Raw genomic sequence first — 22,275 nt, forward strand, 5'->3', positions numbered from 1 at the left:
CCCTGACGGGGTCCACCCCCGGCGCTCAGGCGACCTCCGTCCCCTCGACCTCGCCGGCGTCGTCCTCGTCGTCGCGGAGGCGGAACTTCTGGACCTTCCCGGACGGGTTCTTCGGCAGCTCGTCGACGAAGTAGTACGCCCGCGGTCGCTTGAAGTCCGCGAGGTCGTCGCTATCGAGGCAGAACGCGTCCAGCGTCTCGGCGTCCGTCTCGCCGACGACGTACGCGACGACGGCCTGCCCCCACTCCTCGTGGTCCTCGCCGACGACGGCCGCCTCGACCACGTCCTCGTGGCGGAACAGCACGTCCTCGACCTCCGCGGGATACACGTTCTCGCCGCCGGAGACGATCATGTCGTCCTTGCGGTCGACGACGTAGAGGTAGCCGTCCTCGTCGCGGTAGCCCAGGTCGCCCGTGTAGTACCACTCACGGCCCTCGTGCTCGCGGAGCGACTCGCGGGTCGCCTCCGGCCGGTTCCAGTACTCGCGCATCGTGCACGGCCCGGCGAACAGGATCTCGCCGACAGCGCCCTGCTCGACGGTCGCGTCGGGGTCGGCGTCCGGTTCGACGATGCGAACGCGGTGGTTGAGTGCGGGTAGCCCCGCCGACCCCTGCTTCGTCAGCTGTTCCTCGGGGCTCTGGAAGGAGCCACAGGGGCCGATCTCGGTCATCCCGTACGCCTGGACGTAGTCCTCGCAGAGGTGTTCCATGCAGGCGTCGAGCACCTCTTCGGGCATCGGTGCGGCCCCGTACAGCCCCAGTCGGAGCGAGGAGACGTCGTGGTCGGTCTCGGCCGCCGTGCGGGCGACCCCGTTCCACGCCGTCGGCGCCGCGAAGAACACCGATACCTCGTGCTCCTCGAAGGCATCGAGCACCTGCACCGGGTCGAACTCGTGGTGGATGACGCTGGTCGCGCCGCGCTGGACCCGCGGGAACAGGTTGGCGTGGAGTTCGGCGCAGTGGTACAGCGGGAGCGCCGACAGCCCCACGTCGTCGGTGGTCAGGTTCATCTCCGCGATGCAGAGCAGGTTGTGCTCCATCATGTCGCGGTGCTCGTGGACGACGCCCTTCGGCCGGCCCGTCGTCCCCGACGTGTAGATGAACGCGTACGCGTCCGTCTCCTCGACCACGGTGTCCGGCCGCTCGGCGCTCGCACCGTCGAGCAACTCGTAGAAGTCCCGGTCCGTCTCCGGCACGTCCTCGTCGACGTAGACGTACTCCTCGACGGTCTCGAGGTCGTCGCGCGCGCCGTCGATGGCCGCCTTCGTGTCCCGTTCGTACAGGAGTACCGTCGAGCCGGCGTCGTTGACGATGTACTCCACCTCGCCGGCGGGCAGCCGGTAGTTGAGCGGGTTGAACACGGCGCCCAGTTTCGCGCAGGCGTAGACGGCGAGGCAGATCTCGGAGCCGTTGAACAGCATCGTCGAGACCCGGTCGCCCTGTTCGACCCCGAGGTCGGCCAGCGCGTTCGCCAGCCGGTTGGCCTTCGCGTCGAACTCGGCGTACGTCCAGTGCTGGTCCTTCCGTGGGTAGACGATGGCGTCGCGCTCCGGGTGGAGCTCGGCGCTTCGCTCGAGCGTGTCGGCTATCGTGGCGTGAGATGCCATACCTGTACAAGAGGTAGCCGTCACAAAACGGTATGGGGCGTCCCGGTTCCGTCGGGTGGATTCGACTGGTGACGTGCGCCCGGAGCGATCTCCCTTGGTCGCGTGGCGTGTCTGCCCCGGCGTCAGTCCGCGAGGGCGCTGAACGTGGCGACCTCGCTCGGTTCCTCCGACTGCGAGGCGTTCGAGAGGCGCACGGCCACCCCCTCGGGCCCCATCGTGACGACGATGTCGTCGACGGCGCGGACGTACTCGCTGGCGTGCTTGCCGGAGCGGCGGATGCGGACGCGCTCCTCGACGAGCGAGGCCTCGGCGAGGATGTCGAGCTTCCGGTAGGTCGTGGAGGTCGGGAGGTCACAGGCGTCGGCGACCTCGCTCGCGGTCAGGGCGCCTTTGCCCGTCTCGTCGAGGATGGCGCGGCAGTCCGGGTCCTCGAGTGCGCCGAGCACCGTCTCGACGGCGTCGTCATCGAGGAGGGTCGTGGCGTCGTTCTGCGTGCGGAGCGTCGGGGTGGACATCTGGGAACCGTTCATACCTGTAGGTCGATGGGAACCGGCAGGTATCCCTACCCCCAGCAACGGGGTGGTTTATATACACCCGGCAGTGTGCCGGGGGAGCCACGGACCGGAACGGGGGCGGTGACGGGCTCAGAGCACGTCCGAGAGCAGCTTCCGTTCGGCGGCCGCGAGGTGCTCACTGAACGTCGAGGGGTCGATGCCGAGGGCGTCGGCGACCTCCCGGCCGTTCGCCTGCCGCGGGCGCTCGAAGTAGCCCATCTCGTAGGCGGTCTCGAGTACCTCCAGCTGGCGGGCGGTGAGGCGGCTCCGGTCGACGAGGACGCTATCCGCCCGATGGTCGTCGGTCGGCGCCCGGACGAACCGCTTGATGTCGAGGTCCGAGAACCCCTCGCGGAGCGCCCCGACAGCCGTCTGGAGGTCGTCGTAGTCGGCGGCGTGGAAGACGAGCGTCAGCGTCGCTCCGTCGGCGACGTAGCGGTCGACCGGGCAGCCGAGCCGACCGAGGCACTCGCACGGGCACTCGATGTCGTCGTCGTGGGGGAACCGGTACCACCGCCTCGCCCCGTGCGCGAAGACCGGTTCCAGCCCCGTTTCCGGTGCCTCGTCGCTCTCGACGGCGAACTCGGTCACGCAGTCCGAACAGTCCCCGGGGCAGGCCGTTCGCGACACCGAGTCCACGGTCGCATCCACCGACGCCGCGATGTCCACCACCGGACACCCCGCCGGCTCGGTGACCTCGACGGTGGCACGGATTCCTCCGGTCATCTGAGACCGGATGTTCAGGTCCACCACACTTCAATACGGTCGGTGTCTCGCGCGCGCTGATGTGCGTGAGTAGGGTCCGCGGCTACACCGTGGGTCCGCGGGTGGTGATCCGCGGCTACGTCGTCCCGTCGTCGCGGTCGACCTCGATGCGCCGCCCCTGGAGCTGGCCGGGGTCGAGCCGGTAGAGGGCGATGTCGAGGTCGTGTTTCCCCTGGCCCCAGATCTCGAACAGCGGGCGCTTCGCCTCGCCGTACTGCTCGATATGTTCGACGGTGAGTTCCTCGCGGGGAATCTCCTGGAGTTGCCCGGTGGCGACGACGCTCCGGTAGACATCGCCGTCCTCCTCGTAGACGACCAGTCGCGACTCCGGTTCCGAGGCGAGGAACCGGCGCTTCTCGCTCTCGGGCGTGGAGACGAGCCGGAGGTAGAACTGCCGCTCGCCGGCGTCGTAGCCGTAGGAGATGGGGATCGCGTAGGGTTCGTCGTCGCGCGCAAGCGTGAGGACGCCGGTCTCGTGGCGGGCGAGGAGGGTGTCGGTCTCGTCGGGTGACATGGTGCTCTGTTCGTCCAGCGTCATTCGCTCTCGTCAGTGACGGGTGCGGGGGTGGATAAATAACTCTCGGCGTACCGGTGTGGTCCGGTCACCGCTCGGCGTACCGGTGTGGTCCGGTCACCGCTCGGCGTACCGGTGTGGTCCGGTCACCGCTCGGCGTACCGGTGTGGTCCGGTCACCGCTCGGCGTACCGGTGTGGTCCGGTCACCGGGTGAACGCTGCCTCGGTCACGGTCGCGCTACAGATGACGCATCCCCGCTCGACGAGCGTCTCGCGCATCGGACCGTTCACCTCCAGCCGTTCGCCACACTCCGGGCACTGGAAGATGTACTCGCGTTCCTCCTCGCAACTCATGATACCTGATAGGAGGCGTCCCTACCATAAAGCCGATACTCTCGTTCCGACGCCGTGAGAACTACCCGCTGGTGCCGGCGCTCAGCCGTCCGCTCAGCCGTCCGCTGGCTCCGTGGCCGGGGCGTCCGTCGGGCGTTCGACACCCATCGAGAGGCCCATCTCCATCTCGTAGCCCGCGTCCTCCGTGACGACGAACCCGACATCGCGGTAGAGGCGGACCGCCGGGCGGTTGCCCCGCTCGACCAGCAACCAGACGTCGTCGATGTCGTGCGTGCGGCCGTAACTCAGCATCGCCTCCGTCAGCCGCGTGCCGATGCCGGCGCCCTGGTACTCCCTGTCCAGGAAGATGGCGAACTCGTGCCCGTCGTCGCCGTCGGGCACCAGTACCGCCTGTCCGACCGGCCGATCGCCGTGCCACGCCAGCACGCAGTGGCCGGCGAGCATGTGGTCCTGCCACTCGGCGATGCGTTCCGGCGTGACCGGCGGGATGCCCAGTGCCCGGTCGTTCGGGTCGTAGCCGCGGTACATCGCCACGAGCGCCGCTCGCTCGTCGTCGACCGGGCCCTCGCCGTACGGCAGGAGGTTGATGCGGCGCCCCTCGCTGTCCGTGACCGAGCGCGGCGGCTCTCGGAGACGGTGGCGCTCGCCCAGCGGCGGGAAGTGCCCCCGGTACACGCTCGCTGTCTCGCGGGGCAGCACCCTCAACGTTCGGGTGGTGCCAGCGTTCCCCGAGGCCCCAGCGCGCCCGCCAGGAGCGTACGGAGCGGGACTCACGGCCCGGGCTACACCCGTTCGAGCACGTCCTCCGCGAACCGCGTCAGGGCCCGTTCGGGGTCGGCCGCCTCGCCGTCCGTGTCGACGCCGACGAGGACGTGGTCGACGCCCGCTGATTCCAGTCGCCGGAGGTAGTCAGTGAACCACTCCGTACCCGCGCGGAAGCCCTGGTGGACGGGTTCGGGGTCCGCGCTGGGGTCGTCGGCCAGCGTCGCCCGCAGTGCCATCACGAACGGCTTGCCGCCGGCCGCGGCACGCCAGTCGTCGAGGTACGTCTCGAGCGTATCCTCCGGGAGGTGGTAGAACAGCCAGCCGTCGCCGTTCGCGCCGAGCCACTCGACGGGCTGTCGCGAGTGGCCCGTCGGCAGGAGGGGGAGCGTCCCGGCCGTCGGCTTCGGGACGAGGTCCAGTTCACCGTCGAGTTCGCCCCACCAGCCCGCGCGCTCGGGGAACTCCCCGCGCCACAGCGCCCGCATCGTCGCGACGGACTCGCGAAAGCGGGCGCCGCGCTCGTCCGGGTCGACGCCGAACGCGTCGTACTCCGGGTCCCGGTCGCCCGTGGCGACGCCGAGCACGAGCCGGCCGTCCGAGAGCCGGTCGACCGAGGCGGCGGCCTTGGCGACGTGGGCCGGGTGGCGGATGGGCAGGACGACGCTGGCAGTCCCGAGCGCCACGTCGTCGGTGTGGGCGGCGACGTGGCTCAGCCACGGGAAGGTGTCGTAGGTCTGGCCAGTGTCGCGGAAGCGCGGCCAGCGGAAGGGCACGTCGCGGGCCCACAGCCCGTCGAAGCCGACGGCCTCGGCGTGTGCGGCGAGTTCCAGTTCGCGCTCGACGGGCGGGCGGGACTGCCGGCTGTCCGTCAGCGGGAAGCCGGTCCCGACGGTGAGGCCGTCGCCGCCGAACAGGCGCTCGAAGCCGGCGTTGCGGTGGTCGTCGGTCCGGCCGCCGCGCTCGGTCACGGCGGTCCGTCGGGTCGCTGTCGGTATGGACCCTCCGGTCGCCCGGCCCGGTCAGGCCTCCGGGTAGAGGTCCGTCGAGAGGTACCGCTCGCCCGAGTCGGGCAACACCACCACGGTCGTCTCGTCGGGGTGTTCGGTGGCGTATGCCGTGGCAGCGGCGAGCGCCGCGCCCGACGAGATGCCGACCAGCAGTCCCTCGCTGCGTCCCAGCTCGCGAGCGGCCGCCTTCGCTTCCTCGTCCTCGACGGCCCGGACCTCGTCGACGAGGTCGGTCCGGAGGACGTCCGGCAGGAATCCGGGGCCGATACCCTGGATGTCGTGACTGGCCCCGCTCTGCTCGGAGAGCGTCGGCGAGGCTGCCGGCTCGACCGCCACCATCGTGCAGTCCTCGCGCCCGCGGTCCTCCGTGAGGTACTCGCCGACGCCGGTGATGGTCCCGCCCGTGCCCACGCCCGCGACGACCGCGTCGACGGTGCCGTCGGTGGCGGCCCAGATCTCGGGTCCGGTCGTCTGCCGGTGGGCGGCCGGGTTCGCCTCGTTCTCGAACTGGCGTGCCAGCACCGCGCCGGACCGTTCGGCGACCAGCTCCTCGGCCCGCTGGTTCGCCCCCGTCATCCCGTCCTCGGCGGGGGTGAGCTCCAGCTCGGCCCCGAGCCCGCGGAGCAGCGTCCGCCGCTCGGCCGACATCGAGGCCGGCATCGTCAGCACGCAGTCGTACCCCCGGGCCGCGCAGATCGCCGCCAGCCCGATACCGGTGTTCCCGCTCGTCGCCTCGACCACGACCCCATCCGGGCCGAGGGCCCCTTCCCGTTCGGCGGCGTCGAGTATCTCCCTCGCGATGCGGTCCTTGACGGAGTAGGGGTTCGCCGCCTCGACCTTCCCGAGGAGGTTGTCGGCGAACGACCGGAGCCGGAGCAACGGCGTCTCACCGACCAGGTCGGCCACGGACTCGGCCACGGTCAGCTCCGTTGCGCGTTCCTCGAGTGGCGCCATCATCCGAGGCGAGTAACTCGGACGGATTACCCATACGGGATGATTCCCGTTCGCCGAGAACGGCGGGTTCGTTCCGGGTACCCTGCCCGTCGCGGCCCGCTCGCTGGTGGGCAGGGCGGCAGTCGTGCCCGGTGAGGTTCTCCCCGGCGGAACCGTGGCAAACAGGCACACGATTTTGGGTCAGGGGGCCATCAGCTACTGCATGGTCGACAGCCGAGACTACGCGTTCGAGGGAACCGAGCCCGACATCCACGAGGACGCCCACGTGAGCCGTGAGGCGACGCTGGTCGGCGACGTGACCGTCGATGCCGACGCGAGCGTGTGGCCGGGCGTCGTCCTCCGCGGCGACGTGGCCCCCGTCCGCGTCGGCCGCGCCGCTCATATCGGCGACAACGCCACCCTCCACGGCTCGGAGGTCAGCCGCGGCGTGATGGTCGGGCACGGCGCCGTCCTCAACGACACGTTCGTCGCGGCGGGCGCGATGGTCGGGTTCAACTCCACCGTCACCGACTCCACCATCGGCACGCGGAGCATCGTCGCCTCCGGCACCGTCGTCCCGGCGGACTACGAGGTCCCGCCGGAGTCGTTCGTCCGGGGGATGCCCGCCTCGGTCACGCCGCTGGAGGAGACGACCATCGACCCCGACGAGGTGTTCGAGGAGTACCACTCGGGGGCGTACACGAACCTCGCGGAGCGCCACGAGGAACTGTTCGAGCGTGGGTAGTCGCGGGCCGTGGTACGGACCGTCGCAGGAACCAGCCGCCGCTCAGCGGTGGTCGGGGACCAGCGGCGCGCCGAAGGTCCGCTCCGGGAGCGACCGCTTGGCACCGCCGTCGGTCGCACGGCCGGTGTACTGACACGATTCGGTCGTGACTGTCGGCATCTCCGGGACGAGCGGGGCATGGGCCATCTGTTCCATCGTGTCCCGTCCCACGACCTCCCGCCGAATAAAGATAATGATTGATAATGCTGTTTAGTGGATACGTAACCGCCTCCTCCCGGTCGGGGTGCCAGCGGCGACCACCGCGATGGCCGCTTCAGGCGGGTCGGTCGCCGTCGACGACCTGTCGAGCGTCGAGGCGTGCTCGAATCCCCGGAGCTACCCGGTCCAGTCGGCACACGAGCAGTCCCCCGACCGCGAGGCACCCGCCACAGAGGAGGGCGAGGTTCACGTCGGGGTTCCGCGCGGCCACCAGGTCCAGCGAGTAGGTGGTCGAGACGACCGGATGGAACGGGCTGATCCCCATCGGGGTCACCACGTCCCCGAGGAGGTGCGTCAGGCCGGCCACCACGCCGGCCACGAACGCGAGCGTCACGGTGGCTGTCCGCTCCGTCCCCCGTCGCCGGGTCCACAGCCCGGCGACGACCGCGAGTGCTGCACCGAGACCCAGCGCTGCCCACGCGGTGTGGGTGACCCCCCGGTGCGGGATGCCTGCGAGGTAGATGTCGACATCGGGCGCTGTGGCGAGAACCACCGGGGCGCTCGCCGCGACGGTCCCTCGTCCCCCGCGGTAGCGGACAGCGAGGACTGCGCCAGCGAGGAGTCCGAGCCCGAGGTGTCCTGGCAGGTACATCCCAGTTCCAGAGTGTCCGGTTCCCTGTATAAGCATACGCTGAGCGGACAGGAGGCAGGCCCGGTTACTGGTCGGTGAGCGTCACGAGGAACTGTTCGAGTGCGGTGTCGTGTGACGAGGCGAGGGGCGCTCCCTGTGGTCCGGGCCGTGCGGTGTCCGACGGTCCCCCGGGACGAGCGCGTCGCCGAGGGTGCGGTCGCCCATGTGGGCGCCGGCGCTGGTCGTCGGGGGTCGGCGGACTGACTGCCGCCGTCAGCTCATGTCCTGCTCGAAGAAGGGGTCCGCGGCCTTCAGGACCTCCTGCTTCGTCATCGCCTGGTCGACGGCCTTCGGGTACGGGCTCTTGCCGTTGAGTTCGTTGAGGAAGCCGGCGTGCCGGGCTTCGACGGAGTGGATCTTCGCGGCGGCGACGAAGACGGCGTTCGCCTTCACGCTCGGGGCGGCGCCGGCGTACGCCGCGACGCCGACGTTCTCCAGGATGCGCGCGGTCTGGATGAACTTCGTCGGGTGGTCGAGCGGGAAGTTGTACTCGGCCTTGCCGACCGGCGTCCCGTCGAGCTTGTTCACCGTGTCCGTGATGACGTCGACGTGGGCCTTCTCGTGGTCGCGTACCGTCTTCAGGCGGCCGGGGACGGACTGTTTCAGCTCGTCGTCGAACTTCGAGAGGACGTCGGCGTCGCGGAGCTGCTGGTCGCTGAACTTCTCGATGCCGGCCCTGTAGAACTGGTGCTCGAGGTGTTCGAGGGTGAGCGCGTAGTTCAGCACGGCCACGTCGCTCCGGTCGTCGGACTTCTTGCGGTCGGCGGTCGGCTCCCCGTCGCCGGAGAGGTTCCCGACGCTGCCCGCGATGTCGGCTTTGAAGAACGGGTTGGCCGCCTCCGTCACCTTCTGTGGCGACTTGGGCGCGTCGAACGCCTTCGGATACGGGCTCTTGCCGGTGACGGCGTTCAGGAAACTCGCGTGACGGGACTCCACCGAGTGGATGCCCAGCGCCGACGCGAGGAGGTCGTTGGATTTGATGGCCGGCGCAGCGCCCTTGTAGGCGGCGACGCCCGTGTTCTCGAGGACACTCGCGGTTGCGAGGAACTTCGCCGGGTCGTCCAGCGGGAAGTTGTACTCGGCCGCCCCGACGGGCTCGCCGCCGAGGTCATCGACGACGCTCGTGATGGTGTCGACGTGGCCCTTCTCGTGAGCACGGATGGTCTCGAGCCGGCCGACCAGCTTCGCGTTGACCTCGCCCCCAACACCTTCGGTGGCACCCTGGAGCTGCTGCTTGCTGAACGCCTCCAGCCCCTGCTTGTAGAACTGGTGCTCGAGGTGTTCGAGCGTGAGTGCGTAGTTCAGGACGTCGACGTCGGGGTTCGTCGACTGTCCACCACCGCCGCCACCGCCGTCGCCGCCCCCGTCGCCACCACCGCCGGTACAGCCTGCGAGTGCCGCAGCACCGATGGTCGCGGTACCGGCCAGGAACCGCCGCCGGGACTGGAAAGCGTCGATGATGGTGTCGTGTGCGTCGGTCCGCTCGGCCGAACTGCGCTGGTCGGGAGTCATTCACCCGAACGGACGGCTACCCTCCCTAAACCAACTTTCCGAACTATGCCCGAAATTCTGCCAATGCACCGCCACATTTGTACCCAAATTCGCCACCATCTTCGACTGTATCTGGATTCGGTATGAAGTGTCGAGTTTGGATGAAAAAATGCTGCCCATCTCCCACCTCTCACCCCGCTCCGTGAGACTACGCCCCGTACAAGCTACGTGTGGCTGCCGTTTCTGTCGGACATCCACCCACACCGAGGGACGACGTGGCCGAGTTCCTCGCGCCCATCTCCCTTCCTGCTGGCTACCGAGTCCGTTTCGAGCAGATGTCGACCGAGCAGGCCAGCGTGCAGTTCGGGGACCAGGTCCAGTCTGCCATCGAGGACATCGCGAACGCCTTCCGCGTGGTGGTTGAGGAGTGCGTCGCCTTCAGCTACGACCGCCACCGAACACGTCGCATCGTGTGCCGCGCTCCGGTGCTCGTCGTTCGAGAACGCCCGGAGCGACCGCCCTGGCCTCGATACCGTCGGTCGTCGTTGCTGGTCGATGGTCCAGTTCTCCGGTGTCCAAAAGGTTGGCGCGTGGCGGGGGGGTGGGGGGAAACCACACGCCGGGGATACACCCTGATGGGTGTACCTCTCTCTTGTACATACCCGCTTAAATATCATGTGGATATAACCGGTTCTCGTATCGGGCGGCGCTGTCCCTAGACGGGTCCCGTTCGTGGCGCGCCACTGCTCGCCCCCGTCCGAGTGGCCCGGTCCCCGGTGTCCAGGTGGGTTTTTGTCCCCGGATGGTGCAACCAGGGGTAGACGTCGATGTTGGACCTCGCACTCGCGCGGCAAGCGTACCTGGAACGGCTGGCCGAGCGGCCGGCCTGGAAGCGAGACCTCATCGACGACCTCGGGGACTCCCGGTCCACGGTCGACCGTGCCATCGAGGCGCTCACGGACGCGGAGCTCGTCACCGAACGGGACGACGGGTTCGTGACGACGTACGCGGGCCGGGTGATGCTGGACACGGTGACGGAGGCCACGGCCATCGCGGAGACCGCCGGGGCGGCGACCGGGCTGGCAGCGAACCTGCCGGCCGACGCCCCCCGCGCCCACCGCTTCTTCGCCGGCGGCGAGGTCGTGAGCATGGACCGGTTCCCACCGGCCCAGGTCGTCGAGCGTATCACCGAGTCGCTCGCCGCGGCCGACCGCGTCCGCGGGGCCGCCGTCGCCCCCAACAGCGAGCAGTTCATCGAGGTCCTCTACCAGCGGACCGTGGTCGAGGAGGAGCTACGGATGGACCTGCTCCTCTCCGCGTCGCTCTTCCCCGCGCTCTTCGAGGGGTACGCCGACCGGCTCGCCGCCTCGCTGGAGAGCGAGTGGCTCACCTTCCGGGTCGTCGACGACCTCCCCTACGCGTTCTACCTGATGACCGACGACGACACGACGACGGCACAACTCGTCGCCCACGGCCCTCACGACAACTTCCTCGGGTACGTCGCGAACGACGACGCGGCCGCCGTCGAGTGGCTGGAGGGCCTCTACACCGACTACCGCCGTCGGTCTCGGCCGCTCGGTGACCTCGCCGCCGAGCGACCGGAGTGGCCGCTCGGTGGCTGACCACGGGCGCTCCGACCGCTGCTGTCGCCCGATGGCTCCCGTCACCGGGTGACGAAACTCGTCGACCGCTGAACCGAAATCCGGGTCCGACGTAGCCCCCCGTGTAACGTCCGGTATCCGACTGGGGGGTCGGATTGCGATTCCGGGCGTTGCCCGAGGGGCCGGGCGAGGGATGCGCCCGCTGTGGTCAGGAGTTCCCGGTCCCCGACCGATGTCCATCCCGATTGTCACGTCCGATGACGATAGCTCCGCTTTCGGGGGTGCTCGGGTAAGTATATATTTTATGCGTGCAAGTAGATGAGATATGGATGTTGCGAGAATATATCGGATGAGGATGGGAATATCATTATATGGGGCCAGATATAAGCTATAAACATTATAATTGGCAATTGGGGCAATTATAGTAAAATATATCGGCTCATTGGGTCTGAACCCGGCCCCGCTGGGAAGGAATAGAAATAGAATATATTTGATATATAGGGTAGGGTAAGAGATTAATTAAATTATTTTGGGTTTTTAGTGTCTTAAATGGAGTTGGTGGGGACGGTATTGTCTGCATAACTTACTAATGGCGGCTACTCTATGTAGTTATATTTTGTACAGTATTATAAAGATATTGTGGATTTTGAACTGATATAGTGGTTGTGATGGTCTTCGAGTGGCCCCCGAGGGCTCGGTACTATCGAGCGGAAGAGGTATGCAGGGGGGTCACGATAGCCTCAGCCATCACCGATGTCTGAAGCGACGGATGTCTGCGGCTGCAAGGTCGGTCGGGGTATCGAGCGCTACGGGCTCGACGGCCTCGACGCGGAGCTGGTACGTCGGCGCCGCGAGTCGGACGCGAGTCTTCGCGAGCTGGCCGACTACACCAACCGGCAGATGCTCGCGGCGGCGCTCGACGCGGCGTCGGTCGACCTGGACGACACCCTGTACGGTGCCGTCGACGACGAGGACGCCGTCGGGATGCTGTACGAGACGCTCGCGGACGACGAGACGCCGACCGAGCGGGTGGCCCGGGTCCGGACCCGGTTGGTCCAGAACGGTGTTGATGTCGAGGCCGTCCAGTCCGACTGGGTGACCCACACCACCGTCCGGTCGCATCTCCGGGAGTGCCTGGAGGTCGACACCTCGCGGGAGGCGTCCATCACCCCAGCCGACGGCCGTGACACCATCGAGTGGGCCCGGAACCGCTGTGCGAACGTCGTCGGGGAGACGCTCGAACGGCTACGGCGGGCCGACCTCCTCTCGACAGGGTCGCTCGAGACCTCGGTCACCATCCAGGTCACCTGCACGGACTGCGGGGGGACCTACCGGCCGGGGCAGCTCCTCTCGGAGCAGGCCTGTGACTGTGGCGGCGATACCTCCGGGTAACGGCTGCTCGAGCCTGCTCCACGGCCACCTCTCGAACACCTACGGACCGGTTCCTCGGCGGAAGGATTGATTACAGGGGGCGTAGATGTGGAGATAGGACCAATGACTGACGGGCCACAGACAGATACCGGGGTGGTCACCGGCGATGCCACGCTGACCGCCTCGAACATCGGTGGAATCGACACGGCTCAGGTGGAGTTCTCCCCGGGCGTGACCCTCCTCACCGGCTACAACGCGACCAACCGGACATCGCTCCTGCGCGCGGTGAACGGCGTGCTCGGGGGGACCGAGGCGACCCTGAGGAGCAGCGCCGACGAGGGGGAGGTCTCGCTGACCATCGGCGACGAGACCTACACCCGGTCGTACCGCCGCACGGGGTCGGGCGTCGTCGCCAGCGGGGAGCCGTTCACCGACTCCGAGGCGCTGGTCGACCTCTTCGTCTCCCTGTTCGAGGACAACGAGGTCCGGCGGACGGTCGCCCGGGGGAAGAACCTCCACGACGTGGTGATGCGGCCGGTCGACACGGCGGCCATCGAGCGGCGTATCCGCGAGCTACAGACCGAGCGGGAGGAGCTGCAACGCGAGCAGGAACGCGTCGCCGAGCGGCGCAACGAGCTCCCGGAGCTGGAGCAGCGCCGGAGCGAGATCGACGAGCGCATCGAGACGATCGACGAGCGCATCGCGGACCTCCGTGCGACCGTCGCCGAGTTCGAGGAGGATGCCGAGGCCGCGGAGGACGCCAATGAGATCGTCGACGAACTCGACAGCCGGCGCCAGGAGCTGAGCGAGACCGAGGACGAGATCGAGCTGGTCGAGTCGGAGCTGTCGGCCCTCGAGACCGAACTCGAGGAACTCAGGGAGGAGCGGGCGGCGCTCCCCGGGGGGTCAGAGGCCGACCGGAGTGACCTGGAGCGGACGCTGACCGACCTCCGGCAGGAGAAACGGGAGCTCGACGCCGAGATATCCAGCCTGACCACCATCCTCGAGTTCAACCGGGAGATACTCGCCGACGAGGACCACCAGCTCCCCTCCATCGAGGCCGAGGACGAGGACGTGACGGCGGCGCTCGCGCCCGAACCCGAGCAGGGCGTGGTCTGCTGGACCTGCGGGAGCCGCGTCGAGCGGGGCGCCATCGACGACCGGCTCGCGGAGCTGGAATCCATCGTCGAGGGCCGCCGGAGCGACCGCGAGGACGCCGCTCAGCGGATCGACGAGGTCGAGGACCGGCTCGCGGAGCTGGAGCAGCAGCGCCAGCGGAGCTCCAGCGTCGAGCACGACATCGAGCGGACCGAGGAGAAGATCGACCAGCGCGAGCAGCGCCTCGAACAGCTCGAGTCGACGGCGGCGACGCTCCGCGAGGCCATCCAGGAGCTGGAGGTGGAAGCGGCCGAGACGGAGGCACTCAGGGAGAACGACCTGCTGGAGACGTACGAGGAGCTGAGCGAACTGCAGTACGAGCGCGGCCAGCTCGAGCAGGAGCGCGACGACATCGACGAGGAACTCGCCGATATCAGCGACCTTCCCGACCCGGGCGACCTGTCGGAGCAGGTCGACGAGCTGAGTCGGGAACTGGAGCAGCAGCGGTCCCACATCACGGACCTCGAGACCGCCGTCGTCGAGGAGTTCAACGAACGGATGGCCGACATCCTGGGCATCCTCCAGTTCAGCAACATCGCCCGCGTCTGGATCGAGCGCAAGGGTGGGGCCGGCGACGCCCGTGGGTCGGAGACGACGTTCGACCTCCACGTCATCCGCGAGGACGAGGGGGGAACCGTGTACGAGGACGTCATCGACCATCTGAGCGAGAGCGAGCGCGAGGTCATCGGACTGGTCGTCGCCCTCTCCGGCTACCTCGCGCACGACGTCCACGAGACGGTCCCGTTCATCACGCTGGACTCGCTCGAGGCCATCGATGCCGAACGCATCGCCGACCTCGTATCGTACTTCGCCGACTTCTCGTCGTATCTCCTCGTCGCGCTCCTCCCGGAGGACGCCGACGCGCTGCCCGACATCCACGACCGAATCTCCCCCGCCGAGTTCCGTCCGACCGGATGAGCCGTCCCCTCGGGCCACCGCATCTGCCCGACGGCCCCGCAATCTCTTTCCAACCGTATGGATGTAAAGCAGAAGTTTACAACAATATGGATGTAAAGAGCATCGGCCGGCTCCGATGGCAGGCCGCTCGAACACGGTCCCGGGCCGGTCGGCCGCCGCGAAGACGCGATACGTGTCGGCTCCTCTTCCCGTCCTGATGGCTGGGTATCCACGACATATCGTCGTTCCGGGGTATCCAGATATGGGCGTTTCTGGGTCTCTGTGGCCGATATTGGTCTCCTATTCGACTTTACGAAATCTCCACCGGGGTGAGCTGTGTCTCAGGGACTCCTGGTTCGCAATCGCCGAACAGATGTCGGCCAGCGAACGGGATCTCCCGGGATTGATTTCGGTATATGAATATATTCTTTGCTCAAGCACATCGCAAAATACTCGTCAAGTTCGGCATATCTGAATATTCTCTAGTTGTATTCTTGTATGGTAATCTGCCGGAACTTCGGCACGTCGAACCGGATCTTCGAGCGCCCCAGCTCAGCCGAGGTCACGACATAATGTCCCGGGTTTGCCCACCCCGTGGCCGGGTGGGGTCCGTTCGGTTGTCCCAAATCGTATGCCACTACGAATTCATAACTAGCATTATGTGTTTGGTGATGGCTGTCAACGTTTCACACGGTTCGCGGCGATGTATAAAACGGGCTATTCACGATGTTCACACCGATTCGCGCCGGTCATGGATGGTTGTTTATTAAATAACCGAAATTATGATAATGGGTCCCCCGTTCCTCGTTGTCATGGCACTCAGCGAGCCCGGGCGGATGGTGAAGTCGGCTCGAACCGCGTTCGAGATCATCGAGTACATCCACGAGCAGGATGGCGCGGAACTGGGTGAACTGTCCGAGCGGCTGGACCTCGCGAAGAGCACGATCCACGGGTACCTGTCGACGCTGGAGTCGCTGGAGTATCTGGTCAACGAGGGCGGGCGCTACCATCTGAGCCTCAAGTTCTTCTACCACGGGACCGCGGCCTGCAACTCCGTCCCGATAGCCGGCCTCGCCGACGAGACGCTCCGCTCGCTGGCCGAGGAGACCTCACTGGTCGCCTGGCTCGTCGTCGAGGAGCACGGTCGGGCGGTCTACCTCGACCGCGTCGTCAGCGACGACGCCGTCCGGACGTACGGGCGGGTCAGCAAGCGGACCCACCTCCATCGACCGGCCTCGGGCAAGGCCATCCTCGCACATCTTCCCGACAGCAGGGTCCGGAACATCGTGGACAGCTACGGCCTTCCGGGCCGGACCGAACACACCATCACGGACGAGGAAGCGCTGTTCGAGGAGCTGGCGGCCGTCCGCCAGCGCGGGTACGCCATCAGCGAACACGAGGTCGCCCTCGGCGTCCAGTCGGTCGCCGCGCCGATTCACCACCGCGGTGAGGTGCTCGGGGCGGTCAGCGTCTCCGGGATGTCGAACCAGGTCGACGACGAGTACTTCCAGTCGGAGCTCCCGGATGTCGTGGCGCTCGCCGCGGCCGACATCGGCGACCGGTACGCCGAGCGACACGGCTGACCCCCGGCGTTCGGCGTAGTTGCGGATGGTTCAGGTGAAGCGGGTTGTTAAACCGCCCGTGTGTTACGGCATCACGCTTAGTGTGGGGGTGAGACACATGCTGGCACATCCGCTCGAAGGACAGCGGATTGATCAGTCAGACATGCACCGGAAAACGCTCACCCTCTGTGTGGCGCTCGGCATACTCGCCATCGTGGCGGTCGCTGGGTCCACCAGCGCGCTGTACGCGGGCGCCAGTCAGACCTCGATGGAACTGCAGGAACAGAACTACGACGGGTCCAACGAGCCGGACAACCCGGACTGTCCGGACCCGAGCGAGTACTCGGAGTACAGTGAGTACGGCCACGACTGTGCCGCACCGAATGATCCGAGCCCCAACGACCACCCCCTGATGTTCGGGGATGACTTCACCGAGGTCAAATGGAACTCTCACTGGTTCTTCTACGGGCAGGGCCAGCACGAACCCGGCTACCAGGGTGCGAGCTACGCCTTCCGCTCCTGGCCGGTGAAGGAGGACTTCAACATGGAGTACTACGAGTTCGTCGGCATCTACGCGCCGTGGGGCCGGTTCGGCGGTGACTCGGCCGGCGAGTGTACGGTCGCCGACACCCAGGCGGCCGGTATCGACCGCGGCAACGACGGGGCCAGCAAGTACCACTCCACCCGCGGCGGCGGGGACGACAGCTTGGTGAGTGCCATCCAGAACTCGAATATCAACAGTACGTACGGGTACTTCCAGTTCGCCGGGCCCGACAGCTTCGGCGACCGGAATATCCCGTTGAACCACAGCGACTCCTTCGTCGCGGCGCTCGGCGATTGCTGGGCGAACCCCGAGGAGCCCGGCTGGTACCGGATGACCATCTGGATCAACGGAACCAATTATCAGGGCGAGGAGATCGGCTGGAAGGGGTACAACCACTGGCAGTACTTCTGTAGCGACTGCGAGAACCGCCAGGACGCCATCGAGAAGTTCGGTCCGCCGGGCACGAACCCGGACAACCCCTGGAAGGACACCACGGTATCGACCGCGTCGACAGCAACCGCGACCGCGACACCGACCGTGACGCCCACACCGACGGCCTCCGGGTCCGATAGTACGTCCACCCCATCCCCCACGCCAGGGTCCGGGAACGAGCAGACCGCGACGGCCACTCCACCACCGACGGCGACACCGACTCCAACGGCGACGGACACGCCAACTCCAACGGCGACGGCCACCGCGACGGAGACGGCGTCGCCGACGCCAGCCGACCAGAGTGGCGCGAACACGCCGACGGAGACGGCGACAGCGACCAGTGGTGGTGGCTCGAACGACGCCCAGCAGGCCCCGGATGAGGGGTCACCGACCGCCCAGAGCGGCCCCGGGTTCGGGTTCGTCGTCGCGCTGCTGGGGACCCTTGTGGCCGCCCTGCTGGCCGTGAGACGGTCGTAACACCCGCTGCACCGTTCACCGCCCGAACATTCTTGTCCGAACACGTCCCGTGACAACTCATGACACGACGAGCTGACGACGACGCGTGTGCGGTCTGTGGCGACGAACTCCCGGAGGACCCGCCGGATGTCACGCTCCCGACCAGGTTCGCCCCTCGGATGACGCCGCTCGCCGGTCCGGGTGTCCGTCGGGTCGAGTTCTGCAGCGAGCGCCACCGACGGGACTGGCTCGACGCCCGCCGGGGCGAATGGCCCGATACCGACGACGAGTCCGATTCAGGCAATTAAACACCCGGTGATTGCCCGCAGAATCATTTTATGCACTGTTCTGGTTACCGCTACCCATGCCGCGAGACAGCGGTGACACCAGAGACGGAACCGTCGACCGTCGCGATCTACTGCGATCTGCCATCGCCGGGGCGACGACAGTTGGCATCGCCGGTTGTCGGAGCCTCGATGCGGCGGGTCCGGCGGGCACCGGGAACGAGACGGGTCCGGGCACCGAGGTACCGAACGACCTGTTCAAGGGTGAAACGCTCAAGATCGGCGGGATGTGGCCCCTCCCCGACGACTACACCATCGGGCGCGACGCACAGCGTGGTGCGGCGCTGGCCGTCAAGGAGCACAACCAGTCGTCCAACGGCGTGCTGGGTGCCGACCTCAAACTCCTCAACCGGAGCACCGACATCTCGCCCGCCGCCTCACGGCAGAACACACGGGAGCTCTGTCTGGACGAGGAGGTCGACGTGCTCAACGGCGGCTTCCTCGGACAGTCGTACAAGCTGATGATGGAACCCATCGCGAGCACGCAGACGCTCTCGTACTTCTCGTGTGGGGCGTCGGTGCCCGTGGTCGAGAAGATCGCCAGCAACTACGAGCGCCACAAGTACAACTTCCGGTCCATCGGGAACATGGCTCAGGCCCGCGACGCGGAGCTCAACTTCCTCGAGACCGCGGCCGACCGGATGGGCTGGGACCGCATCGCCGTCTTCACCGAGAATCTGGAGGTGTACGACGCCGTCGCGGACCCCCTGGTGCAGGGCATCCGTGACCGGGGAATCGCGGAGGTCCCCATCGCGAAGCGGACCTCGCAGTCCATCATCGACTGGAAGCCGCTGTTCGACCAGGCCGAGGAGGCCAACTGTGACCTCGTCTGTGCGAACCTGGTCCTCACCGGGATGACCGCAGCCCGGCAGTGGGGGACCTCCGAGCGCCCGTTCGACTTCGGCGGCATCCACTTGCTCGCGATGGCGCCGGACTTCTGGGAGGCCGTCGGTCGGGTCTCGCCCGGCCTCTGGACGCTGAACATGGGGGCCTTCGACAGCCAGCAGACCCCCCAGATGTCGACGATGCAGGACCGGTTCAAACAGGAGTACGGCTACAAGACCAGTGCCTACTCCTGTTTCTGTGCGTACGATGCGGTCAACAACTGGGTGGAGGCGGTGAAGGCGACCGGTTCCACCGACCCGGAGGACCTCATCCCGTACCTGAAACAGCGGACCTGGAACGGGAGCATCCTGAAACCGACCCTCGAGTACTACGATGAAGACGCCCAGTACCCGCACGACATCAAGTGGAGCGCACCGGACATCGAGACCTGGAACGAGCTGGGGTTCCCGCCCGTGATCCAGTGGCAGGGCGAGAAGAACGGCGAGGCTCGCATGGAGACCATCGCGCCCAAGCGGGCGGCGGGCGGCGAGTACAAGATCAAGAAGACGCCGTGGCTCCGCTAGGAGGTGGACAGGAATGGTCAACATCACCAACATACTGATAAGCGGAATCGCGATCAGCTCGCTGTACGCGCTCGTAGCTATCGGCTTCACCCTCATCTTCGGCGTCGGCGGGGTGTTCAACCTCGCCCACGGGGCCTTGCTCGCGCTCGGGGGGTTCACCTCCTACTTCATCTCCTTCCGGTACGGGCTCTCCCCGATACTGGGCCTCGTCGGCGCGGTCGTCGTGACGGGGCTCGTCGGCGGCGTTCTCTACCTACAGGTGATCGAACCCGTCGAGGACAACACCGTGGCGGTGCTGATACTGACACTGCTCGCCGGCTTCCTCATCCAGTTCGGCTTCGGCATCTTCGTCACCAAGCAGACCATCTCCATCCCACAGATCGCTCCCGGGTCGGTCAGTATCGCCGGCACGGGCATCCAGAACAACACGATTTTCGTCTTCGTCTCGTCCGTCGTCCTCATGGCCGGGCTGTTCGTCCTCGTGGAGCGGACGGATATCGGGAAGGCGATAATCGCGATGAGCATGAGCGAGAAGGGCGCCTCCCTCGTCGGCATCGACCAGCGCCGGATGAAGCTCTACACCTGGATGCTGGCGGCCATGTTCGCCGGGTTCGCCGGCGTCCTGCTGACCTCCTACCAGACGGGGCAGTGGAACATGGGGCTGCAGCCGTTGTTGCTGTCGTTCACCATCGTCGTCCTCGGCGGGCTGGGGTCGATCAAGGGGAGCATCATCGCCGCCTACCTCATCGGCTTCGTCGAGACCATCACGACGTCGGTGGTCAGCTCGCAGCTGACCGGGGTCGTTCCGCTCTCCCTGCTCATCGTCATCCTGCTCGTGCGGCCACAGGGACTGTTCGGACGGGGGGTGGACACCGATGTCTGACGGCTTCCTGCGGGGGCTCCCGCGCCGATACTACCTCGGCCTGGTGTTCCTCGTCGCCCTCGGGCTCTCGCCCGTCGTCACGACGCAGACCCAGCTGATCACCATCATCGGCATCCTCTACCTGATGATGTTCGCGATGACCTGGGACGTAGCCTCGGGCTACACCGGGCAGCTCAACCTCGGACACGCCGCGTTCATCGCTGTCGGGGGGTACACGACCGCGATCCTCAACATCACACACGGGGTCTCGCCGCTGGTCAGTATCCCCGTCGCGATGGTGCTGTCCGGGCTCGCCGGGCTCGCCATCGGCATCCCGGCGCTCCGTATCCGCGGTGCGTACCTCGCCCTGGTCACGCTCGTCATCCCGACGATATTCTTCCAGATCGTCATCCTGTTCGACGGCGTGTTCAAGGGGTCGTTCGGCTTCAAGAGCCCGCCGACGAGCCTCGCCGGCACCGGCGGGAGCACCGGCGCCCTCGTCACCGTGAACCGCTCGGCGATGGCCACCATCATCGACTTCTACATCTCGTACGCGGTGCTGCTGGTGCTGTTCCTGGCGCTGTTCGCCTACACCCGCAGCGACTCCGGGCGGATCCTGTCGGCCATCCGCGAGGACGAGGATGCGGTCGTCGCCGCCGGGATCGCGCCGGCCAAGCACAAGGTGTTCGCCTTCGTCCTCAGCGCGATGACCGCCGGCCTCGCCGGCGCGCTGTTCGTCCACTCCACGGCCGGCTTCCCGCACCCCGACCAGCTGCTCGCCGACACGCTGAGCCTGAACATCGTCATCGTCAGCGTGCTCGGCGGCCTCGGGACGATCATCGGGCCGATGGTGGGTGCGCTCCTGTTCGGCGGGCTCCAGTTCGTCGCCGGGGAGTTCGATGTCGCGCTCCCGATGCTGGAGCAGACGTTGAGCGACGTCATCCCGGTCGTGCTGTTCGTCCTCGGCATGGTCGTGGTGTACTACCGGCCCGAGGGGCTGGTGCCGGCGCTGCTCCAGCGGAGCGAGCCGGAGCTGGAGGACCCCACGAGACGCCCGTCGGAGACGGCCGCCGACGGCGGGACGACCCCGGTCGAACAGGTCGCGGAGAAACAGGCGGAATCGCTCCCGAACAGCGGCCAGTCACAGGACAATGAGTACTGATACCCCCGAGACGTCGACCAGTGGACCAGGGTCACGAACAGCACGCGACTCGGACGACGGGATGCTCGTCGTCGACAACCTGCGCAAGGAGTTCGGTGGACTGGTCGCGGTCGATGACCTCTCCTTCACCGTGCAGGAGCAGGAGATACTGGGGTTCATCGGCCCGAACGGTGCCGGGAAGTCGACCACGTTCGACTGCATCATGGGCGCCCACAAACCGACCAGCGGCACCGTCCGGTACCGGGACGAGGACGTGACGGGCTACCCCGGCGACGCGATGATAAAACGGGGAATGGCCCGGACGTTCCAGGATTTCGCCCCGCTCGACGACCGGACGGTCGTCGAGAACGTCGCGCTCTCGTTGATGCCCGACCGGCTCGTCTCCACCTCCGGGTTCCAGCAGGAGACGGAAGAGATCGCTGCCGAGATCTGTCGCCGGGTCGGGCTCGGGAACCGGCTCCGGTCGACTCCCGGCGAGCTTCCCCACGCCGGGCTCCTCCGGCTGGAACTGGCGCGTGCCATCGCGACCGACCCCGACCTGGTGCTGGTCGACGAGCCGTTCGCCGGCCTCTCGAGTCAGGAGGTCGCGGAGGTCTCCGAGCTGCTCGAGTCACTGCGCTGGCGAGGCATGACGTTCATCGTCGTCGACCACAACATGCGCGGGCTGCTGGACCTCATCGACCGGGCCATCGTCATCCAGTTCGGCTCGAAGATCGCCGAGGGCCCGCCCGAGACCATCACCGACGACGAGGCCGTCCAGAAGGCCTACCTCGGGGAGGAGATGTGAGTCCCGTGTCGTCGCTCGCACTCGTCGGCGCTACGGTGGCCGGGGTCCCTGGCAGGGGTAGATTGAT

General features: G+C 67.1%; 23 protein-coding genes. 11 read left to right on the top strand and 12 right to left on the bottom strand.

All coding sequences use genetic code 11. From position 1 onward, the window contains the following. Positions 1–25 precede the first annotated feature (25 nt). The 8 genes from NL114_RS09445 to cysK all read right to left on the bottom strand — a co-directional run bounded on the left by NL114_RS09445 (position 26) and on the right by cysK (position 6,519). On the bottom strand, positions 26–1,606 hold the full coding sequence (locus NL114_RS09445) for a long-chain-fatty-acid--CoA ligase (protein WP_254824542.1): 1,581 nt from the start codon (positions 1,604–1,606) through the stop codon (positions 26–28). Between the two features lie 122 nt (positions 1,607–1,728). After that, positions 1,729–2,136, bottom strand: coding sequence for a winged helix-turn-helix domain-containing protein (locus NL114_RS09450; RefSeq protein WP_254824543.1), 408 nt, complete (start codon positions 2,134–2,136; stop codon positions 1,729–1,731). 114 nt (positions 2,137–2,250) lie between these two features. After that, a complete protein-coding gene (locus NL114_RS09455) occupies positions 2,251–2,886 on the bottom strand; it encodes a helix-turn-helix domain-containing protein (RefSeq protein ID WP_254824544.1) in 636 nt (211 codons plus the stop codon). 115 nt (positions 2,887–3,001) lie between these two features. Continuing rightward, positions 3,002–3,463, bottom strand: coding sequence for a pyridoxamine 5'-phosphate oxidase family protein (locus tag NL114_RS09460; protein WP_254824545.1), 462 nt, complete (start codon positions 3,461–3,463; stop codon positions 3,002–3,004). A gap of 180 nt (positions 3,464–3,643) precedes the next feature. Then, positions 3,644–3,793, bottom strand: a complete 150-nt coding sequence (locus NL114_RS09465; RefSeq protein WP_254824546.1) for a DUF7560 family zinc ribbon protein — start codon at positions 3,791–3,793, stop codon at positions 3,644–3,646. A 93-nt stretch (positions 3,794–3,886) separates the two neighbouring features. Continuing rightward, positions 3,887–4,468, bottom strand: coding sequence for a GNAT family N-acetyltransferase (locus NL114_RS09470; RefSeq protein WP_254824547.1), 582 nt, complete (start codon positions 4,466–4,468; stop codon positions 3,887–3,889). Positions 4,469–4,575: 107 nt separating this feature from the next. Beyond that, the gene (locus NL114_RS09475) at positions 4,576–5,526 is read right to left on the bottom strand and encodes a TIGR03571 family LLM class oxidoreductase (protein ID WP_254824548.1); all 951 of its coding nucleotides are present in this window, start codon (positions 5,524–5,526) and stop codon (positions 4,576–4,578) included. 51 nt (positions 5,527–5,577) lie between these two features. After that, the gene (gene cysK / locus NL114_RS09480) at positions 5,578–6,519 is read right to left on the bottom strand and encodes a cysteine synthase A (RefSeq protein WP_286671106.1); all 942 of its coding nucleotides are present in this window, start codon (positions 6,517–6,519) and stop codon (positions 5,578–5,580) included. A 202-nt stretch (positions 6,520–6,721) separates the two neighbouring features. Between cysK and NL114_RS09485 the strand changes: the two genes are divergently transcribed. Continuing rightward, positions 6,722–7,243: a gamma carbonic anhydrase family protein gene (locus NL114_RS09485; RefSeq protein ID WP_254824549.1), complete on the top strand. Its 522-nt coding sequence runs from the start codon at positions 6,722–6,724 to the stop codon at positions 7,241–7,243. Between the two features lie 42 nt (positions 7,244–7,285). Here the strand turns inward: NL114_RS09485 and NL114_RS09490 are convergent, their stop codons facing one another. The 4 genes from NL114_RS09490 to NL114_RS09505 all read right to left on the bottom strand — a co-directional run bounded on the left by NL114_RS09490 (position 7,286) and on the right by NL114_RS09505 (position 10,078). Next, entirely contained in the window at positions 7,286–7,438 is a 153-nt protein-coding gene (locus NL114_RS09490; protein ID WP_254824550.1) for a hypothetical protein, read from the bottom strand. Positions 7,439–7,556: 118 nt separating this feature from the next. Further along, positions 7,557–8,093 carry a metal-dependent hydrolase gene (locus tag NL114_RS09495; RefSeq protein WP_254824551.1) on the bottom strand — a complete coding sequence of 179 codons (537 nt, stop codon included), beginning with the start codon at positions 8,091–8,093 and terminating at the stop codon, positions 7,557–7,559. Positions 8,094–8,345: 252 nt separating this feature from the next. Beyond that, complete coding sequence (locus NL114_RS09500) at positions 8,346–9,644, bottom strand: ferritin-like domain-containing protein (protein ID WP_254824552.1); 1,299 nt, start codon at positions 9,642–9,644, stop codon at positions 8,346–8,348. Between the two features lie 203 nt (positions 9,645–9,847). Then, positions 9,848–10,078, bottom strand: coding sequence for a hypothetical protein (locus NL114_RS09505; protein ID WP_254824553.1), 231 nt, complete (start codon positions 10,076–10,078; stop codon positions 9,848–9,850). 372 nt (positions 10,079–10,450) lie between these two features. Here NL114_RS09505 and NL114_RS09510 point away from each other — a divergent pair, with 372 nt between their 5' ends. The 10 genes from NL114_RS09510 (at position 10,451) to NL114_RS09555 (ending at position 22,208) form a co-directional block, all read left to right on the top strand. Then, complete coding sequence (locus NL114_RS09510; protein WP_254824554.1) at positions 10,451–11,245, top strand: helix-turn-helix transcriptional regulator; 795 nt, start codon at positions 10,451–10,453, stop codon at positions 11,243–11,245. A 732-nt stretch (positions 11,246–11,977) separates the two neighbouring features. Next, positions 11,978–12,616 carry a rod-determining factor RdfA gene (rdfA, locus tag NL114_RS09515; protein ID WP_254824555.1) on the top strand — a complete coding sequence of 213 codons (639 nt, stop codon included), beginning with the start codon at positions 11,978–11,980 and terminating at the stop codon, positions 12,614–12,616. Between the two features lie 102 nt (positions 12,617–12,718). Continuing rightward, positions 12,719–14,671, top strand: coding sequence for an archaea-specific SMC-related protein (locus NL114_RS09520; RefSeq protein ID WP_254824556.1), 1,953 nt, complete (start codon positions 12,719–12,721; stop codon positions 14,669–14,671). 791 nt (positions 14,672–15,462) lie between these two features. Beyond that, a complete protein-coding gene (locus NL114_RS09525) occupies positions 15,463–16,233 on the top strand; it encodes an IclR family transcriptional regulator (RefSeq protein WP_254824557.1) in 771 nt (256 codons plus the stop codon). Between the two features lie 142 nt (positions 16,234–16,375). Beyond that, positions 16,376–17,665 carry a PGF-CTERM sorting domain-containing protein gene (locus NL114_RS21635; RefSeq protein WP_286671107.1) on the top strand — a complete coding sequence of 430 codons (1,290 nt, stop codon included), beginning with the start codon at positions 16,376–16,378 and terminating at the stop codon, positions 17,663–17,665. Between the two features lie 59 nt (positions 17,666–17,724). After that, positions 17,725–17,952 (top strand): hypothetical protein, encoded by a 228-nt coding sequence (locus NL114_RS09535; RefSeq protein WP_254824558.1) that lies wholly within the window; start codon positions 17,725–17,727, stop codon positions 17,950–17,952. A 56-nt stretch (positions 17,953–18,008) separates the two neighbouring features. Continuing rightward, positions 18,009–19,397 carry an ABC transporter substrate-binding protein gene (locus NL114_RS09540; RefSeq protein ID WP_254824559.1) on the top strand — a complete coding sequence of 463 codons (1,389 nt, stop codon included), beginning with the start codon at positions 18,009–18,011 and terminating at the stop codon, positions 19,395–19,397. A 13-nt stretch (positions 19,398–19,410) separates the two neighbouring features. Next, positions 19,411–20,280 (top strand): branched-chain amino acid ABC transporter permease, encoded by an 870-nt coding sequence (locus NL114_RS09545; protein ID WP_254824560.1) that lies wholly within the window; start codon positions 19,411–19,413, stop codon positions 20,278–20,280. Next, positions 20,273–21,421 (top strand): branched-chain amino acid ABC transporter permease, encoded by a 1,149-nt coding sequence (locus NL114_RS09550; RefSeq protein ID WP_254824561.1) that lies wholly within the window; start codon positions 20,273–20,275, stop codon positions 21,419–21,421. The genes NL114_RS09545 and NL114_RS09550 overlap by 8 nt, the downstream gene beginning before the upstream one ends. Further along, the gene (locus NL114_RS09555) at positions 21,411–22,208 is read left to right on the top strand and encodes an ABC transporter ATP-binding protein (RefSeq protein WP_254824562.1); all 798 of its coding nucleotides are present in this window, start codon (positions 21,411–21,413) and stop codon (positions 22,206–22,208) included. The genes NL114_RS09550 and NL114_RS09555 overlap by 11 nt, the downstream gene beginning before the upstream one ends. The last annotated feature ends 67 nt before the right edge of the window (positions 22,209–22,275 follow it).

Source organism: Haloglomus halophilum (assembly GCF_024298885.1).
In the GTDB taxonomy this organism is placed as follows: domain Archaea; phylum Halobacteriota; class Halobacteria; order Halobacteriales; family Haloarculaceae; genus Haloglomus; species Haloglomus halophilum.